Raw genomic sequence first — 18,063 nt, 5'->3', positions numbered from 1 at the left:
ATCCGATACCCATCCACCCGGTGACGGGCCCCGAATGGTCAATGAGACACCCGCTGCTGCTGTCGCCCCCGACCGCCGTCAGTAGTGGGTGTCTCCCTTAATTTGTGGGTCCGTCTCGGCCTGACTCTTTCCCTAGCATCGACGTCATGGCGTTTCGCATCGTTCCCGTCACGGCTGAGTCCTGGCCGCTGTTCCGCGCTCTTCGGCTCGAGATGTTGGCAGACTCGCCGAAGGCGTTCGTCGAGACTCTCGATGCTGCGTCGCGGCAATCGGATGACGACTGGGTGCGGCGAGCCGCCGAAACCAATTCTGCGTTCTCGTGTGGCTTCGCCGCGGTGGACGACGCGGGTCGGTGGGTAGGGATCATGCGGGCGCGGGTCGAGGACGGTAGGACGTTTCTGCTCGGCGTCTACGTGACGCCTCTCCTGCGCGGCGAAGGCTTGGCCGAAGCGTTGCTGCTCGAAATCGAGCGGTGGGCCGGCGAACGCGGGCACGACCAGCTGACACTGGAGGTGCACGAGCACAACCAACGCGCCCAGGCCTTCTATCGGCGCAGAGGATTCAGCGCCACCGGTGACAGAGTTCCCTACCCCTTGGCTCCCCATGAGCACGAAGTCGTGATGACCAAACTGCTTGCTGCGGAATAGCTTCGTCTCAGCGTGCGTGCACCGACGCGCACTGCGAGGCGTTGAGTCAGAAGCGCTGCACGAACAGATACCGGTCCACGCCCAACTCTTCGTATCCGATGTCGCGATCCCGTTGTGCTTCGCCGAGCCGATGAAGAACAAGCACCCGTGTTCCACGGGGTGGATGTCCCGGACGCACTAGAGCGCAGTTCGCTTCTCGTCGGATGTGTTCGGGCATTCGACGGCGGTGGCGGTCAATTGCGCTCCGCCACCGACTCATCTCCGAGGCCGGCGCTTCCCTCCTCGCCGATGGGCTGAGGGAGCTGTCGCACCGTGTTCGAGTCCGGTTTCGAGTCCCGCACGAACTCTGCGCGGGTCCGAGGTTCCGGCCCATCGATCACGGGTTCTTCGAGATAGTCGATTCCCGGTTCCTCGACGGCCTCAGGCTTTCCGGCATGTGCGTCTTCGTTTTTCGTCATGGTCGTTGGCACATCCCTGGCTTAGTTGTGCTGAAGTAGTTCTTCAGTCCAGTCGCGCGGCTGCGGCAACTACACCGAGCGCGACAGCCGCGCGACTTCGATGACCGTACCGAGCGCGGAACGCCGTTGGCTGAGTTTCACCCCGACGGCACTTAAGCTGCCCGTGTGTCCAAGAAAGACAACACGCAGGCGATCGAAGTGCAGACACTGCTTCGGCAGGATCGTAGAGATCTTGCCGCGCAGTTGCTTGTCTCGGCCTTCGTGCCGGTGATCGACGACCCGTACCCGTTGATGACAGGCGCGCGGCTGGGTGAATCGCTCGCCCGAGACGCCGGAATTCGAGTCAGTAACTGGTCGTGGAGCATCGGCCGCAATCCCGACGCCACTCTCGCGCGGCTGATACTCGAGCTCGTTCTACTGTGGGAACGGGCCGGACTGGCATGCCGCGGGCTCGCGCTCGACGGCAACGAGGTTGTTCTCCTCGCTCGCGGCGAAGAGCTACTGCGAGCCGGGGATCCGGACGCTGTCCGCCGCGCACTGGCGTTAAGGAGACCCCAATTCACTGAGCCGACTGACCAATCGATCGGTGTCGAGACCGGCACACCCGACGGCAAATTCATGCCGCGGGACGAGAGCGTGGAAGTCGGTCCGTACGTCCCGGTCGTACAGGACATCCACGAGATTCGCGAAGCGCTGAGCGGCGAACTCGTCGACACTCGCAAGAGCCGGAATCTCTGTGATCGTCACACTCGTTGCCGTCTCGATCATCTGGAGGTAGTCACCTGTCGAACGAGCGGCGCAGCACAACTCGGCAAACGTATGACCACCCAAGACCGGCTCGAGACTCCAACTCCCCGAAGCGAATCGCGATCCGCTGGCGCCGCCGGAACGGTAGTCGACGGGACCGTCGACGCAGACCACGTCGAGTTCTTCCTTCAGTTTCTCGATCGTCGGCAGGAACGTCGGGTGGTACAGCGGATTCGGCAGCAACTCGTCGGGCGCGTAGTTCGACGTGACGACCAGGACGACGCCGCGAGCGAAGAGCGCGTCGAGCATGCGGGTGATGAGGCGGGCATCGCCGATGTCGTGGACGTGGAATTCGTCGAAGCACAGCAGTGATGCAGGAGACGATTCTGTCGACAGGATGTCGTCGATGGCCGCGTCGATCGAGAAGTTGCGGCGAAAGTACGCCGCGTGCAGGTCGCGGAAGAAGCTGTGGAAATGGACGCGCTTTTTGGCCGTGACGTCGATGTTCTCGAAATAGGTATCGAGCAGCCAGGTCTTACCGCGTCCGACCGGACCCCACAGATAGAGGCCCTTCGTGCCGGGCGTGGACAGCGCGTCGGCTGCTGCGGGCTGGGCATCGTCCAGGATGAAGTCGGTGTCGAAGGTGCATCGCGGCGGAGTCGGCCTCATAAACCGAACCGTACGCCGACAGGCTCTACATTTGTAGAGGGAGTGTGTAGGCTCACGCCCATGGATCGCCGAACCGCCATCGCCGACGCAGCGCTCGTCGTCGTTGCTCGCGACGGTCTGCGCGCGCTGACCCACCGCGCGATCGACTCGACGCTCGACTACCCGGCCGGGTCCACCTCGTACTACTTCCGCACCAAGTCCGACCTGCTCGCTGCGGTGGCCGCCAGACTGGTCGAGATGTCACATGCGTCGTTCGTGGACATTGCCGACAACGAGACCGATGTGGCCACGGTGGTAGGGCAGTATCTCCACGGTGCGCTCACCCATCGCATGACCGAGCTGCGGGCTCGTTACGCGCTGATGCTCGATCCTGCTGTTGCGCAGGATGTTCGAGACGTTCTGGCGCGCTCGTTCTTTTCGCTCGAACTGGCCCGGGAGCTGTTCGAGGAACCCGCCCACGGCGACGGACTCGTCTCGCTGTGCGAGGGCTTGATTGCCGACGTGGTGTTCGGTCGTCGGACATCGAAAGACATTGCAGCGCTGAGACTGCCGATCGCGGTCTACCTCGCGGGTGCCGGGCGTTCACTGCGCGGGAACTCGATGGACACCGACCTCCCGTAGTCTCGCCGACCATGCGATTCGGTAGATACATGGCTGTGTCATGCGTTTCGGCTCTGGTTCTGGCCGGGTGCGGAACCGAATCGACCGCAGACCCGGCATTGACGGAAGGTGGCGCGGCGCCACTCGGCTCGTTCGACCTGCAGGCGCACCGCGGCGGTCTCGGCTTGGTCACCGAGAGCACGATCGAATCGTTCGGCAACGCATTGCAACTGGGGGTGAACACCCTCGAATTGGACACGCAGATCACCGAGGACGGCGTCGCGATCGTCACGCATGACCGCAAGGTGTCCGACAAGAAGTGCATCGACACCGGTGCATCCATGCCGGGAGACCCGGACTTTCCGTACGTCGGAAAGTTCGTCAACACACTGACTCTCGCGCAGATCCGCACACTGGATTGCGGTGCGTTGCCGCTCGCGGACTACCCGGAGCAACGACGCGTGCCCGGTGCTCGCATGCCGACGCTCACCGAGGTGCTGGATCTGGTGAAGTCGGTCGACGCGCCGGACGTGAAGCTGAACGTCGAAACCAAGGTCGAGGCAGGCAGCCCTACCGAAACCGCTCCACGCGAGCAGTTCGTCGACACAGTGCTGGGGACGATCAGGGAAGCAGACATGCTGGACCGGATCACTGTGCAGAGCTTCGACTGGGGCGCGCTGAAACTGGTCCGAGACGCCGCGCCCGAGGTGCCGGTGGTTGCGCTGACCAACGGTGACTTCTTGCAGGTGGGCCAGGAGGGCTCGTCACCCTGGCTCGGCGGAATCGACATCGACGATTTCGGTGGGGACGCGATTGCCGCGATCGACTCGTTCGGAGCGTCCGCCTACTCGCCGGTGCAGGGAAACCCGCAGAGCGGCAAGGTCGGCGACCCAGACTTCGAGCTCTTCGTCACCCAGGCAATGGTCGATTCAGCCCACGACCACGGAATCCGGGTGATCCCGTGGACAGTCGACGACCCCGACACGATGCGTGCCTTGATGGACCTGGGCGTCGACGGTCTGATCACCGACTATTCCGACCGCGTACGCACTGTCATGAGCGAGCGCGGACTTCCGCTGCCCGAACCCGCGCGGTAACGGCGCGGCTGGAGGATCAGAGCGGGTAGCCGACTCCGGTCAACTTCTCGCTGACGTCCCACAGCTTTGCCGCGAGTGCGGGATCCTGCGCCATGCGAGTCATCGACGCCGGGCCCGGCTTGCCGCGTGACTCGAACAGCGATGTGGGGCCGCTGTAGGTGCCGCCGCCTGCGACGTCGACGGCATAGATCGTGGGAAGTGCTCCGGCACGGGCGGATTGCGAGATGAACTTCAGTCCGATGGGTGCCAGTGCCGCCAGGATCTTGTTGCTGCCCAAGCCGTCCGGGCTCGAGTACAGCTCGGTCGAGGAGATGCCTGGGTGCGCAGCATTGCTGGTCACTTTGGAGCCGGCCTTGTCGATCCGACGCTGCAATTCCAGCGCGAACAAGATGTTCGCGAGCTTGGAGTTCGCGTACCCACGCTGAGCGCTGTAGCCCCGCTCGAGCTGAAGATTGTCGAAGTCGAGCTTGGGGCGCTGACGGTGCGCGACGGACGCGATGGTGGTGATCTTCGCGTCGTCGGCGAGCTTGGGAAACAGCAGGCCGGTCAGGGCGAAGTGGCCGAGGTGATTGGTGCCGAGCTGAAGCTCGAATCCGTCCTCGGTCTCGGTCCGCGAGGCCGGCATCATGACGCCTGCGTTGTTGATCAGTACGTCGATCGACTCGGGAGCCGACGCGGCATATTCCCGCACCGAGGCCAGGTCGGCGAGATTCAGGTTCGCCGTGTCGACGGTTCCGTTCGGTGCCTCCGCTCGGATCTTCGCGGCTGCGGACTCGGCTTTTTCCTGGTTACGGCAGGCGAGCGTCACGTGGTCGCCACGGTTCGCGAACTCCAAGGCGGTGAAATAGCCGATACCGGTGTTCGCTCCGGTGATGACAACGCGTCTCTGCTTGGTTTCAGGCACGGCGTCAGGCTACCGGTCTGCTTTAGGATGCGCCCGTGAGCACAGCAGAAAGCGGTGAACATCCGGCCTTTCCGAAGGGGACCGGAAATCCTGCGTCTCGGGCGTTCCGCGCGGCGGGCTACCTGTGCCTGGACGACCTCGCAGGTGTGTCGGCGGCCGAGTTGAGAAAACTGCACGGTGTAGGTCCGAAGGCGCTCACGGTCGTCCAAGCAGCATTGGAGCAGACCGGTAGATCACTCGGCTGATGGTCAGGCCCAGTGACTCGGACGGGTCAGGGATTCGGGTAGCCGTGTTGCTCGGTCACCCCGTGCGGCGTTGATCTGGAACTGCGTGGCATAGATGCTGCCGCGCAGGTCTGCGCCTCTGAGGTCGGCACCGCGAAGATCCGCACCGATCACGTCCGCCAGTCGCAGGTCGGCCCCGCGCAGGTCGGCTCCGATGAGGTAGGTGCCGCGCAAGCTCGCGCCGCGCAGATCGGCACCGGCAAGCTTCGCGCCGATCATGTCGCGTCCGCGGTAGTTCGTCTTCTTGCCCACGACCTCGGCGCGCACCTGGTCGCCGGCATCGAGCAGCACGTCGTTGATTCGCGAGCGCAGGACGGAGATGTCGACCGACATCAGGATCTCGGGAGTCGCCGACGTGAGCGCATCCAGCTCGTCGTACTCGCCGGCGATCCGGGTGTGCAGGCTTTCGGTCGATGTCCGACCACGTGCATCCGCCAGATACCAGAGTAGTTCGTGCAGATCACGCATCACCGGAAAGACCGCGAACATCTCCGACGCGTTCGACGGCTGCTGCCGCCAGTCCCGTCCCTCGAACGTGGATTGCGACACCTTCTGGCCCGCACCGAAGCAGTCGTACACCGTGCACCCGGGAAAACCCTTCTCCCGGAGCGACGAGTGAATGCCGCACCGCGAGTCCTCCAGGAGGTTGCGGCATGGCTCCCCTGCGGCCTTGTCCATTGCGAAATCCGATGACTTCGCGAAGGGCAGAGCGACGCAACAGAGCCCGAAACAACTGCCGCAATCGGCCAGCAAGTTCTCGCTCGGGGCAGCCATGCGTCCACTGTGTCCCTCGGCGTGCGTCAGCGTCAAACGAGATTCACTCGGGTAGATCGAGTAATGCGACGAGCTTCTTCGGTGCCCGGTTGCAATAACTCTCGGTGATCAGCTCGCCGAGTTCTACGCGGTCCACGGAGCCGTCGAGTTTCATGCCGATGATCTCGGGTCCCCAACCCGGAGCGAAGAAGCCGTCCCGCTTCGACAATGCGTCGAGTTCGATTCCGCGAGAACGGAAGATGAGGACATGGGCTGGGCCGTCGGTGCCTGCGGCCTTCGCGAATGCCGGCGGAGTACCGTCGCGAATCTCGAGCAGGTGGGCAAACGTGCGACCGCGTATTCGCCAGCGCTCACCGACCCAGGCCCGTTCCTCGTACGTCTCGGGCAGCGCCAAGCACATTCGACGGACTGTGGCATCCCAGCTCATCGCCCTCTCCTTCACTGCGACATACCGGGCTACAGTATTTCAGCGGGGTAGCTGGACGCACAGCAATCCAGGAGGTCGAGCGCGTTGGAACCAGGGTTCGACGACGTGGTGTCCACGCTGCGCGCTGCCGGGTGTGTGTTCGCCGAGGAGGAAGCACGCATCCTCGTCGAGTCCGCCTCGAACCCGGCAGAGCTCGCCCACCTGCTGGGGCGACGCGTCGCCGGTGAACCGCTCGAGCACGTCGTCGGGTGGGTGTGGTTCTGTGGTCGACGCATCGCCGTCGAACCGGGTGTGTTCGTTCCCCGCCGCCGCACCGAATTCCTCGTCGAATGCGCTGCAGCACTGCATCCTTCGACGCTCCTCGACCTGTGTTGTGGTTCCGGTGCGATCGGCCTGTCGGTTCCGGGCGTCACCGAGTTGCATGCAGCCGATGTCGACGCCGCGGCGGTGGAGTGCGCCGAACGCAACCTGGAGGCCGTCGGAGGAACGGTGCACCGCGGCGACCTGTTCGACGCGCTGCCGCCGGAGCTGCACGGCAGATTCGACGCGATAGTCGTCAACGCCCCGTACGTCCCGACGGGCGAGATCGGGCTGATGCCGAGAGAGGCGCGACTTCACGAGCCGCACATCGCACTCGACGGCGGCGTGGACGGTGCTCGTCTCCATCGGCGGGTAGCGGCGCACGCCCACGAGTGGCTGGCTCCGCAGGGCAGTCTGCTCATCGAAACCAGTGCCCTGCTGGCGAATTCGACGTTGGAGGCCGTTCGCGAGGCTGGGTTCGCAGCCAGTATCAGCGAATCCGAGATGTTCGACGCCGTTGTGGTGATCGGTTCGACAAGCGAGTAGTGATCCACATCGTGTTTCGATAGTGGGTCTTGGTGGCATGCGTCGATCATGACTACTTTGCTGTTCGCGGTAACCGCTGCCGACCACTGGACATTGAACGACGGAAGCAAGCACCCCACCGGGTACTGGGCCGAAGAGCTCGTCGAATCCCACCGCACCTTCGTCGACGCAGGATGGGACGTCACGGTAGCCACACCGGGCGGCAAGGCGCCGGTCGTCGACGAGGGCAGCCTGGCGGTCGACGCCAACGGCGGTGACGAGCAGAAGGTGGCGGATCAGAAGAGCTACCTCGCGTCCATCGAGTCCATTCTGTCCTCCCCCGCAGTTCTGGAGGAGCAGAAGGCGTCGGACTTCGATGTCGTGTTCGTTCCCGGCGGTCACGGACCGATGGAGGATCTCGCCGTGTCCGAGAGCTTCGGCGCGCTGGTGGTCGACTTCCTCGACGCCGACAAGGTGGTCTCCGCGGTGTGCCACGCGCCGGCGGCCCTGCTTCCTGCCGTGCGTTCCGATGGATCCTGGGCGTTCGACGGGTACGAGCTCACCGGCTTCACCGACGAGGAGGAGACCCAGGCCGGGCTCGCAGACAAGGCCCCGTGGCTCCTGGAAACCCGGTTGCGTGAGAACGGTGCGAAGTTCGAGAACGCCGACGCATGGTCGCCGCATGTGGTCGTCGACCGGAACCTGTACACCGGACAGAACCCGGCCTCGACGCGTCCGCTCGCGGAGAAGCTGGTCAGCGCGCTGAAGTAGTCGCCCTGATGTGAAGACGGTGGCGGCCGGTGTTCTGCCCACGGAGAACACCGGCCAGCAGCGGGAACATCACTACTGCTTTCGAAGTTGAGTCCCAATAGCTCAATCTTTGGAGGAGAAGTGACCGAAACCGTTCGTGTCCCCGTACTGTTCCTGACCGACCCGATAGTCCTGCCCGGAATGGTGGTGCCCGTCGAACTCGACGAGGCCGCGCGCGCCGCCGTCGATGCGGCGAAGGCGAGCAATGACGGCACGCTGCTCGTCGCACCCCGTCTGGAAGACCGCTATGCCGCGTACGGAGTCCTCGCGACGATCGTGCAGATGGGCCGCCTGGCCGACGGGCGACCGGCCGCCGTCATCAAGGCTACGCGCCGCGCGCACATCGGCCACGGAGTCAGCGGTCCCGGTGCCGCCCTGTGGGTCGAGGCCGAGACCGTCGCAGACGTGGCCGCCAGTGATGACCTCAAAGCCCTTGCGGCCGAATACAAACAGCTCGTCGTGGCGATGCTGCAACGCCGAGACGCCTGGCAGGTGATCGACTCGGTCAACAAGCTCACGGATCCGAGTGCCATCGCCGACACGGCCGGTTACGCGTCCTACCTCACCGACGTGCAGAAGCGTGACCTTCTCGAAACCCCGGATGTGGCAACGCGTCTGGATTCGCTGATCGAGTGGACCAAGGCCCATCTCGCCGAGGTCGAGGTGAACGACAAGATCTCCGGCGACGTACGCGAGGGGATGGAGAAGACCCAGAAGGAATTTCTGCTCCGGCAGCAGCTGGCCGCCATTCGCAAGGAACTCGGCGAGGACGAGCCCGACGGTGCCGACGACTATCGTGGCCGCGTCGAGGCCGCCGATCTGCCCGAGAAGGTGCGCGAACAGGCGCTCCGCGAGGTCGGCAAGCTGGAGCGCGCGAGTGATCAGAGTCCGGAATCGGGCTGGATCCGTACCTGGCTCGACACCGTGCTCGACCTACCGTGGAACAACACCACGACCGACAACACCGACATCGATTCTGCGCGTGCCGTCCTCGACGCGGATCATCACGGACTCGACGATGTGAAGGATCGGATCGTGGAGTACCTGGCGGTCCGTGCGCGACGCTCCGAACGTGGCCTGCAGTCCGTCGGTGGGCGCGGATCCGGTGCCGTCATGGTGCTCGCGGGCCCACCCGGGGTAGGCAAGACCTCGCTCGGCGAGTCCGTCGCACGTGCGCTCGGCCGTACCTTCGTGCGCGTCGCTCTCGGTGGAGTTCGAGACGAGGCCGAGATCCGTGGGCACCGTCGCACCTACGTCGGCGCACTGCCGGGCCGAATCGTGCGGGCCATCGGTGAGGCGGGATCGATGAATCCCGTTGTACTGCTGGACGAGATCGACAAGGTCGGTTCGGACTACCGCGGCGACCCGAGTGCCGCCCTGCTCGAGGTGCTGGACCCGGCGCAGAACCACACGTTCCGTGATCACTACCTCGATCTGGATCTCGACCTGTCCGACGTGGTGTTCCTCGCCACGGCCAATGTGATCGACCAGATTCCCGGCCCGTTGCTCGATCGCATGGAACTGGTGACCATCGACGGATACACCGAGGACGACAAGGTCGTCATTGCACGGAACTACCTGCTTCCCCGTCAGATGGACAGGGCTGCAGTCACGTCCGAGGAGGTGACGGTGACCGACGCCGCACTGCGCAAGATCGCTGCCGACTACACCCGCGAGCCCGGGGTGCGGCAGCTGGAGCGGTTGTTGGCAAAGGCCCTACGTAAGGTGGCGACGAAACTCGCGGGTACCGCCGACGTTCTGCAGATCGACGAGCCGGATCTGGTGACCTACCTCGGTCGTCCACGCTTCACGCCCGAGGCGCACGAGCGAACGGAAGTGCCAGGTGTGGCAACGGGTCTGGCGGTCACCGGACTCGGCGGCGATGTGCTGTTCATCGAGGCGGCCTCGACCGACGGCGATCCCGGATTGAAGCTCACCGGTCAGTTGGGCGATGTGATGAAGGAATCCGCGCAGATCGCGCTGTCCTATGTGCGTTCGCACGCAGCACAATTCGGCGTCACGCCCGAATCGCTCGATCGCAGCATTCACGTGCACGTTCCGGCGGGCGCGGTGCCGAAGGACGGCCCGTCGGCAGGCGTGACCATGGTGACGGCATTGGTGTCGATGGCCACCGGACGGCCGGTGCGATCGGATGTCGGCATGACCGGTGAGGTCACGTTGAACGGTCGAGTGCTGCCGATCGGCGGGGTGAAGCAGAAGTTGCTCGCTGCGCAACGAGCGGGGCTGAAGACGGTGTTCATTCCGGCTCGCAACGAACCGGATCTGGACGACGTGCCCGCAGAAGTGCTGGAAGCGTTGGACGTCCGTCCGATGACCGACGTCGCCGACATTCTGGCGCTGGCGCTAGAACCGGTGGCAGCGTCCGCGGCGGCTTGATCGTGGCGACGGGAGCCGCGCTTGACCTCGAGCTATGTCGAGGTTCTACCGTGATGACATGAGATCGACGACATGAGGGTGATGACATGAGGGTGCTGGCATGAATATGGAGATGACCGCCTGGAACCAGATGTATCGGTCGATGAACAGGCCCGATACCCAGTCGTCGTTCTCGAAGGAGACAGCCCGCAGGATCCTGACGTTCGCGGCACCGCATCGTCGCGCTCTCGGCGGGTTCCTGGTGCTGAGCGTGGCCTCCGCTGTTCTCGCGGTGGCCACGCCGGTACTGGCAGGCCGGGTGGTGAACGCCATCGTCGACGGGCGCGAGCTGCGCGTGGTGGTGCTGCTGGCAATCGCCATCGCGGCGATCGCTCTGGTGGACGCCGTGGTCGGTCTGATCAATCGGTGGCTCTCGGCGAACATCGGCGAAAGCTTGATCCTGGATCTGCGGACCGCGGTGTTCGACCACGTCCAGCGCATGCCGATCGCCTTCTTCACGCGAACGCGTACCGGTGCGCTGGTGAGCCGGCTCAACAACGACGTGATCGGAGCGCAGCGTGCATTCAGCACCACGCTGTCCGGGGTCGTCAGCAACCTGGTGACGTTGGCGCTGACGTTGGTGGTCATGATCGGAATTTCCTGGCAGATCACGCTTCTCGCACTGATTCTGCTGCCGGTGTTCGTGCTTCCCGCGCGACGAATGGGTCGACGCCTCGCGCGGCTGCAGCGTGAAGCGGCAGCGCATAATTCGGCGATGAGCACGCAGATGACCGAGCGATTCTCGGCTCCTGGCGCGACGCTGGTGAAGCTGTTCGGTCATCCCGAGCAGGAATCGGTCGAGTTCGCGGTACGCGCCCGGCGCGTGCGCGACATCGGCGTTCGCAGTGCCATGGTGCAAACGGTGTTCGTGACGGCACTGACGCTGGTCTCGGCGCTGGCTCTGGCCGTGGTGTACGGCTTGGGCGGCTTCTATGCCCTCCGGGGGTCACTAGACCCGGGTTCGGTTGTGGCACTGTCACTTCTGCTTGCGCGGCTCTACTCTCCCCTGACCGCGCTGGCGAGCGCGCGCGTCGAGGTGATGAGCGCACTGGTGAGTTTCGAGCGGGTCTTCGAGGTGCTCGATCTCGTTCCGCTCATCACCGACAAGCCCAATGCGAAGACCCTGCCGGCGGGGCCGGTGGCCGTCGAACTCGACGATGTCCGGTTCGCGTACCCCTCGGCGGACAAGGTTTCGCTCGCCTCTCTGGAAGAGGTGGCGACCTTGGATTCGCGCGGCGGAGAACAGGTTCTGCACGGTGTGTCGTTCCGCGCCGAGCCGGGCCAGATGGTGGCGTTGGTCGGGACCTCCGGTGCCGGCAAGTCCACGATTGCCCAGATGATTGCCCGCCTGTACGACGTCGACGGCGGCGCTGTCCGCCTCGGCGGTATCGACGTGCGAGATCTGACGGCCGAATCAGTCCGCGGCACAGTCGGTATGGTGACCCAGGACGGTCACCTGTTCCACGAGAGCATCCGGTCCAACCTGTTGTTGCCCAGGCCCGATGCCACCGACGACGAAGTGTGGGATGCCCTGTCGAGGGCGCGGCTCGCAGATCTCGTACGCTCCTTGCCCGACGGCCTGGACACGGTCGTCGGTGAGCGTGGATACCGGCTCTCCGGTGGTGAGCGTCAGCGCCTGACGATCGCGCGGTTGCTGATCGCGCAGCCACGGGTCGTCATTCTCGACGAGGCCACGGCGTCACTGGATTCCACGTCCGAGGCCGCGGTGCAGGCGGCGTTGGCCGAGGCGTTGGAAGGGAAGACCTCGGTGGTGATCGCGCACCGACTGTCGACCATCAGGGCAGCCGACGTGATCCTGGTGATCGAGGACGGGCGAATCGCCGAGCGAGGCACGCACGACGAGCTCCTCGCGGCGGGAGGCCGCTACGAGGAGCTGCATCGGACGCAGTTCGCTCAGTCGGGCAGGTCGGACCAGGCACTTCAGGGCGCCGGCACCACTGTGGACGGGTCGTCGTCGGTTGCCGCGGCGAGCATCGGAGTGAATCCGTCGATTGCGTAGTCCAGCGACAGCGGGCTCGAATAGCCAAGAGCCGAAGGCAGATCCGTGCTGAACGAGCCGATGTAGACGGTTCGATCCTGCTTCACGACGTCGAGGGCCGCGATCAGTGGGTTCGCCTGGAGTTGCTCGCGGCTCTGGCCGGCGATGACGAGTACGTCGGTATCGAGACGCCCGAGGTTCTCGGGACTTATCGTCTCGGATGCGTCGGGAATCTCGAAGCCGAGGTCGGTGAAGAACAGCGCCCGGATGTCGTCTTTGCCGAGCAGTAGGTAGCTGCCGTCGTCCATGACGAACGCGAGAGACAGTGACTTGCCGGTGAACTGGGGGTTCTCGGCCTCGGTGGTGGCGAACTTCTGCTCGAGCGTGGCCGTCTGGTCCTGTGCTTCCTGACTCTTGCCGAGGGCTTTGCCGACGACCGCGAACTCCTCTTGCCAGGTTGCCGCGGGCACGTTGTCGTAGCCGCCGATGTCGGCGATCGTCGGAGCCATTCCCGAAAGCTGGTCGTACTGGCCCTGATCGATGAAGGAGTACGGCCCGAGGATCAGATCGGGTGCCTGCGCGGCGATCTGTTCGAGGTTGAGGTCGGTGCTGCCGACCTCGGGAATCTCGGTGCCGCCCAGTGCCTCCTGGGCCCACGGGCGCTGGCGGTAGTCGTAGCTCAGGTTGCCGCGCGTCGCCACAGGCTTGACTCCGAGAGCGAGCGTGAAGTCCTGCTCGTTGAACCCGATCGTCACCACGCGGGTGGGCTCGGCGTCGACGACCGTCTCACCGAAATGGTGCTCGATGGTGACGGGAAAGCCCGCCTCGCTTCCGGAGTCACCGGATGTGGCGGTTGTGTTGTCGGACGAACAGCCGACCGCCAGTGCCAGAACTGAGGCACCGGCGGCGACGAGCTGGACAGACTTCTTCATGTGATCTCCTCGCGCAGTAACTGAGCGAGGTTAGCCTAACCGACCTATCGAGGCTTCGATCACGTGCCATAGGTCGGTGGTGCGATCAGCAGTTGGTCGTGGCAGGCACACCCGCGAATCGCTGGTCGATCCATTCGAGGGCTTGCGGCAGGCCCAGCACTGCAGCGGTCAGGTGATCGTTGCTGGGCACCTTGACCTCGGTCACCAGCACCCCGGCGCGGCAGTATCGGGCGATCGTGTTGTCGATTGCGCTGACCGGGATCAACGCGTCGGTGGGGCTGTGCCACTCGAAATACGGGGCCTTCGGCACTCCGGGATACAACTCGACGCTGTTCTCGTTGACGGCGGCGATCATCTCCGGGCTGTTGATCAGGTCCAGCGTGCCGGCGACCTCCATGGCACTCTTGCCTGCGCCCGCAGCGATGATGTCGTTGGTGCACCCGTTCTGGATCTTGCTCTCGATCTCCTTACCCACCGGGTTGAGCTGAGAGCTGATCGGGATGCGGGTGGGGTACTCGCGTTCGATACCGAGCGCGGCCGCAAACGCGAGGCCGAACATGGGGTGCGGGGCGAAACCGAGATCGCGGGCCATGCGCTCGAGGTTCATCGGAGCGCCACCGTTCGCGCTGCCGACGATGTTCAGCTCGGGTGCGTAATCGTTCTGCAACGCCGCCGCCCATGCCGTGGCCATGCCGCCGCCGGAGTAGCCGGCCAACGCAACCGGGCTCTGCTGAACCTGGATGGGCTCGAAGCGCTGAGTGGCGCGAATGCTGTCGAGCACGATCTGCCCGCCGAGCTTGGCGGCACCGTAGGCGCTTCTCGGTCCGAGGTGATCGGCGATGACGACAGTCCAGCCGCGCTGCAGGACAGCGTTCAGTGCCGGTGCCTCGCGAATCGCCAAATTGGGGTCATTGGACCAGAGTGCTTGTGAAGGTGCACATTCGAGACCGAGTGCATTGATGATGTGTTGGTAAGAAAGCAATGGGCCGTTGGGCGCTTTGTTATGCGGAACCATAATCGTATTGATTGCAGCAATGGGATCACCCGCCGAGTCGGTCGAGCGGAACTTCAGCTGCCACACGTCGATATCGAAGAATCCGGGCGGCGGGGGCATGGGTCGGCTGGAGATCACATCGCCCGGTTGGAGGGCGTCCAGATCCGCAGGCGGCGCACCGAACCCGTCCGCGATGGGGGTCGGCATCAGTGGCTCCGCCGCCGCCTGACCTGCGCCGACGACCGACGAACACAGCAGTGCTACCGCCGTCATTCCGGCAGCGCCTGCCAATTTGAGAACCCGCATGTGTTAAACCCCTCCGTGCCTGAATCGAAACGACGCGCGTTCCGATGATCCGGCAAGCCCCCGTAGAGCCGGCCCGCAAATCGGTATAGCTGTTAGAGCGTGACTCGTTACGCTCCCCCCGGAAACGATAGGACGAACGGTACGCACTCGGACATTCTATGGCAACAGAAGAACGGTCTCCGTGCCGGTTTCTCTCGAAAGTGCCGAACGTCGTGTCGGGCGTGACGGTATCGCTATTCGGGAGCGACGTCGTCGGGTGCCTTGTCGGGGCGCAGACCGCGCCAACTCGGATGCCGTAGATGACCCGATTCGGTCGATTCGTAGAACCGGACCTCGCCGACGAGAGTCGGTTCCACCCACACCGCACCGTTCCTGTCGGCGGTGGGCAGCGCCGAGGAGAAGGGACTGTCCGACGTCTCGAGAGGCGTGAGAAGGGCGGCGAGAGTGTCGAGTGCGCGATCGTCGAACCCGGTCCCGACGCGACCCACGTAGCGGAGGCCGTCGCCGTCGGGGATCCCCATCAACAACGAGCCGAACCCGCCCGCGCGACGACCCTGGCCCCGACGCCACCCACCGATCACGACTTCCTGCGTCCGCCAGTTCTTGTGTTTGATCCACGTGTGGGCGCGCTTGCCGGGTTGGTAGACGGAGTCGGTTCGCTTGGCGACGACGCCCTCCCACCCCCGTTCTCGGCTTTCGGCGACGGCATCCGCGGCGGAGCCGGTCAGTTGCGGAGGCACCAGCACCGAGTCGAGTCCGGTGGTGAGAAGCTCGAGCAGCCGTCGTCGATCGAAGTACTTCTTACGCAGCAGTGAGGTGCCGTCGAGGTAGAGCAGATCGAAGGCGATGAAACGGATGTCGTCACGGTTCGCGTTCTGCAGCATCTCGAAGCTGCTGATGCCGTTGTCGTCGAACACGACGACCTCTCCATCGACGACGGCGTCGTGGTCGGAAAGGTCGTCCGCCAGAGATTGAAGCGCACCGAACTTCTCTGTGTAGTCGTTGCCGCTGCGGGTGCGCAGCGTCATGGACCCGTGCGTGAGTTCTGCGACGATGCGGAACCCGTCCCACTTGCCCTCGAACGACCACTCGTCGTCGCCGAGACCCAGAATGTCGCCGGCGGTGGCGAGCATCGGCGAGATGTTCTTGGGTGGGGGATTCTCGGTTGTCGCGCCCTCGTTCGTTGCGCTGGGTGCGTCCTTCATCAGATGCATCAGCCACTGGTTGCCCTTGGTGCGAATCAGGGCGAACCTGCCGCGGGCCTTCGAACCGTTCAGGACGACGATGACTTCGTCGTCGCGCCATTTCTCGAGCTCGTAGGTTCCGCTGTCCCAGATCGATACGTCGCCACCGCCGTACTCGCCCTTCGGTATCCGACCGGAGAACGTCGCGTACTCGAGTGGGTGGTCCTCGGTGTGTACCGCCAGCCGGTTCTGCTTGGGATCGTCCGGGATGTTCTTGGGGACGGCCCACGAGACCAGGACGCCGTCGTGTTCGAGTCGGAAGTCGTAATGCAGGCGTCGGGCATGATGCTCTTGGATGACGAAGGTGTCGTTGTTGCCCTGCGGCTCGGCGGTCTCGGGCACCGGCTCGGGAGTTCGGTCGGCGCTCCGCATGCTGCGATACTTGTCGAGTTTGTCTGTGGTGGTGCCGCTTTGGGGTTGCTTCTCGTCCGAGTTCACGGCGGGATCCAGGTCGGCGAGTAGATCGCCGACATCGGTGAGGCGCTCGAGCACTTCCTCGAACCGAAGCTGTTGCAGGCCAGGCGCTTCCAGCTCGTCCCAGGTGCGAGGTGCCGCGACGGTGGGGAGTGCTCGCCCGCGGAGTGAGTACGGTGCCACCGTCGTCTTCTTGCCGTTGTTCTGGCTCCAGTCGACGAACACTCTCCCGGTGCGCTTCGCCTTTGCCATGGTGGCGGTCACCCGATCCGGCGAGCGCTCTTCGAGCAGCGTGGCAACACGTTTGGCGACGGTGGACGCGCCCGACGTCGACAATGGCTTCTCGAGCGGAACGTACAGGTGAATTCCCTTGCTGCCGCTGGTGACGGGATACGCCGTCATGCCGATATCGCCGATCAGATCCCTTATCTCGCAGGCTACTTCGGCGCATCGGGCGAGGTCGACGTCATCACCGGGATCGAGATCGAAGACCATGCGGGTGGCGGGGCCGGGCTCGGTGCCGTCGAATCGCCACTGCGGCACATGGGCTTCGATGGCTGCCTGTTGGCCGAGCCACGCCAGATCGGCTGCGGTGGAGAACAGTGGGTAGGTGACCACGCGATCCGAATGTTGCATCGACCGGCGATCGAGCCAGTCGGGTGCCGATGCTGCGAGGTTCTTCTCGAAGAACGAGGACTGGTCGACGCCGTTCGGCCAACGTTTGCGGGTCACGGCGCGGCCGACGAGGTGCGGCAGCATCGCATGCGCGGCGGCAACGTAGTACTCGATGATGTTGCCCTTGGTGGTGCCGGTGTCGGGGAACAGCACTTTGTCGAGGTTGGTGACGGAGACCTTCCGTCCTTCGATCTCGAGCGTGGCCATCGTCTCAGGTTAGTGGCCGACGTCAGAACCTGCGGGCAAGTTGTGACAGGCTCGATCTCATGGCGACGATCAGTGTCTCGGTACAGATGCCCGAGAATCCGCAGGGCGCGTGGGACAAGGCTTCCGCGCTCGACCGCTTCGACGAGTGGATGACCATCCATGGTGGGTGGTGCAGCCCACCACCGAAGAAGGTCGGCAAGGGCACCGAAGTGGAGTCGCTGGTGAAGGTGAAGGGCTTCAAGAACACGATCAACTGGACCTTCACCCAATACGACGAGCCCAAGCTGATCGAGATGTCCGGACGCGGCAAGGGCGGGGTGCGAATCTCGCTGACCGTCCATGTGCGTGAGGCCGAGGGCGGATCGGAGCTGACGCTCGACGCGAAATTCGGCGGGGGTGTGCTGTTCGGTCCAGTGGGATCGGTGGTGGCGCGCGCTCTGGACACCGATGTCAAGAAATCCGTTGCGAACCTGGCGGCGTTGAAGTGACCGATCCTTGCTGAAGTAGCTGCACGACAACCTCTTCCAGCCCCGCACCGTGTTCTCGGTGCGGGGCTGGATTGTTTGTATGGGCTTATGTGATGTGGGGGCCGGCTCTGGCGTGGGATTGTCTGG

General features: G+C 64.3%; 17 protein-coding genes. 9 read left to right on the top strand and 8 right to left on the bottom strand.

Going from position 1 to position 18,063, the window contains the following annotated elements; genetic code table 11:
- Positions 1 to 146: 146 nt before the first annotated feature.
- Positions 147 to 647: a GNAT family N-acetyltransferase gene (locus tag CH294_RS08170; protein ID WP_094737604.1), complete on the top strand. Its 501-nt coding sequence runs from the start codon at positions 147 to 149 to the stop codon at positions 645 to 647.
- Between the two features lie 233 nt (positions 648 to 880).
- Here CH294_RS08170 and CH294_RS08165 read toward each other — a convergent pair whose 3' ends face one another.
- Positions 881 to 1,105, bottom strand: coding sequence for a hypothetical protein (locus CH294_RS08165; protein WP_094737603.1), 225 nt, complete (start codon positions 1,103 to 1,105; stop codon positions 881 to 883).
- 543 nt (positions 1,106 to 1,648) lie between these two features.
- The gene (gene zapE / locus CH294_RS08160; RefSeq protein ID WP_094737602.1) at positions 1,649 to 2,521 is read right to left on the bottom strand and encodes a cell division protein ZapE; all 873 of its coding nucleotides are present in this window, start codon (positions 2,519 to 2,521) and stop codon (positions 1,649 to 1,651) included.
- A 60-nt stretch (positions 2,522 to 2,581) separates the two neighbouring features.
- On the opposite strand from zapE, the gene CH294_RS08155 reads away from it, so the two are divergent.
- Entirely contained in the window at positions 2,582 to 3,142 is a 561-nt protein-coding gene (locus tag CH294_RS08155) for a TetR family transcriptional regulator (RefSeq protein ID WP_094737601.1), read from the top strand.
- 29 nt (positions 3,143 to 3,171) lie between these two features.
- Positions 3,172 to 4,218, top strand: a complete 1,047-nt coding sequence (locus tag CH294_RS08150; RefSeq protein ID WP_249305150.1) for a glycerophosphodiester phosphodiesterase family protein — start codon at positions 3,172 to 3,174, stop codon at positions 4,216 to 4,218.
- 16 nt (positions 4,219 to 4,234) lie between these two features.
- Here the strand turns inward: CH294_RS08150 and CH294_RS08145 are convergent, their stop codons facing one another.
- Positions 4,235 to 5,122, bottom strand: coding sequence for an oxidoreductase (locus tag CH294_RS08145; RefSeq protein WP_094703246.1), 888 nt, complete (start codon positions 5,120 to 5,122; stop codon positions 4,235 to 4,237).
- A 35-nt stretch (positions 5,123 to 5,157) separates the two neighbouring features.
- Between CH294_RS08145 and CH294_RS08140 the strand changes: the two genes are divergently transcribed.
- On the top strand, positions 5,158 to 5,367 hold the full coding sequence (locus CH294_RS08140) for a DNA-binding protein (RefSeq protein WP_094737599.1): 210 nt from the start codon (positions 5,158 to 5,160) through the stop codon (positions 5,365 to 5,367).
- 3 nt (positions 5,368 to 5,370) lie between these two features.
- Here the strand turns inward: CH294_RS08140 and CH294_RS08135 are convergent, their stop codons facing one another.
- Positions 5,371 to 6,180, bottom strand: a complete 810-nt coding sequence (locus CH294_RS08135) for a pentapeptide repeat-containing protein (RefSeq protein ID WP_094737598.1) — start codon at positions 6,178 to 6,180, stop codon at positions 5,371 to 5,373.
- A gap of 43 nt (positions 6,181 to 6,223) precedes the next feature.
- Positions 6,224 to 6,607 (bottom strand): MmcQ/YjbR family DNA-binding protein, encoded by a 384-nt coding sequence (locus CH294_RS08130; protein WP_094737597.1) that lies wholly within the window; start codon positions 6,605 to 6,607, stop codon positions 6,224 to 6,226.
- Positions 6,608 to 6,691: 84 nt separating this feature from the next.
- Here CH294_RS08130 and CH294_RS08125 point away from each other — a divergent pair, with 84 nt between their 5' ends.
- The 4 genes from CH294_RS08125 (at position 6,692) to CH294_RS08110 (ending at position 12,698) form a co-directional block, all read left to right on the top strand.
- The gene (locus tag CH294_RS08125) at positions 6,692 to 7,453 is read left to right on the top strand and encodes a putative protein N(5)-glutamine methyltransferase (protein ID WP_094737596.1); all 762 of its coding nucleotides are present in this window, start codon (positions 6,692 to 6,694) and stop codon (positions 7,451 to 7,453) included.
- Positions 7,454 to 7,501: 48 nt separating this feature from the next.
- On the top strand, positions 7,502 to 8,203 hold the full coding sequence (locus CH294_RS08120) for a type 1 glutamine amidotransferase domain-containing protein (RefSeq protein ID WP_037151761.1): 702 nt from the start codon (positions 7,502 to 7,504) through the stop codon (positions 8,201 to 8,203).
- 120 nt (positions 8,204 to 8,323) lie between these two features.
- Complete coding sequence (gene lon / locus CH294_RS08115; protein WP_037151758.1) at positions 8,324 to 10,639, top strand: endopeptidase La; 2,316 nt, start codon at positions 8,324 to 8,326, stop codon at positions 10,637 to 10,639.
- Between the two features lie 100 nt (positions 10,640 to 10,739).
- Positions 10,740 to 12,698 (top strand): ABC transporter ATP-binding protein, encoded by a 1,959-nt coding sequence (locus tag CH294_RS08110; protein WP_170944641.1) that lies wholly within the window; start codon positions 10,740 to 10,742, stop codon positions 12,696 to 12,698.
- Here CH294_RS08110 and CH294_RS08105 read toward each other — a convergent pair.
- The 3 genes from CH294_RS08105 to CH294_RS08095 form a co-directional block, all read right to left on the bottom strand.
- Positions 12,620 to 13,609: an iron-siderophore ABC transporter substrate-binding protein gene (locus tag CH294_RS08105; protein WP_094608780.1), complete on the bottom strand. Its 990-nt coding sequence runs from the start codon at positions 13,607 to 13,609 to the stop codon at positions 12,620 to 12,622. The genes CH294_RS08110 and CH294_RS08105 overlap by 79 nt on opposite strands.
- A gap of 85 nt (positions 13,610 to 13,694) precedes the next feature.
- On the bottom strand, positions 13,695 to 14,909 hold the full coding sequence (locus CH294_RS08100; protein ID WP_032378555.1) for a lipase family protein: 1,215 nt from the start codon (positions 14,907 to 14,909) through the stop codon (positions 13,695 to 13,697).
- A 233-nt stretch (positions 14,910 to 15,142) separates the two neighbouring features.
- Positions 15,143 to 17,449 carry an ATP-dependent DNA ligase gene (locus CH294_RS08095; protein ID WP_094737595.1) on the bottom strand — a complete coding sequence of 769 codons (2,307 nt, stop codon included), beginning with the start codon at positions 17,447 to 17,449 and terminating at the stop codon, positions 15,143 to 15,145.
- A 59-nt stretch (positions 17,450 to 17,508) separates the two neighbouring features.
- Here CH294_RS08095 and CH294_RS08090 point away from each other — a divergent pair, with 59 nt between their 5' ends.
- Positions 17,509 to 17,937 carry an SRPBCC family protein gene (locus tag CH294_RS08090; RefSeq protein ID WP_032378553.1) on the top strand — a complete coding sequence of 143 codons (429 nt, stop codon included), beginning with the start codon at positions 17,509 to 17,511 and terminating at the stop codon, positions 17,935 to 17,937.
- The last annotated feature ends 126 nt before the right edge of the window (positions 17,938 to 18,063 follow it).

This window comes from Rhodococcus sp. 14-2483-1-1 (genome assembly GCF_002259335.1).
In the GTDB taxonomy this organism is placed as follows: Bacteria; Actinomycetota; Actinomycetes; order Mycobacteriales; family Mycobacteriaceae; genus Rhodococcoides.
This window is presented reverse-complemented; position numbering and strand designations above follow the sequence as displayed.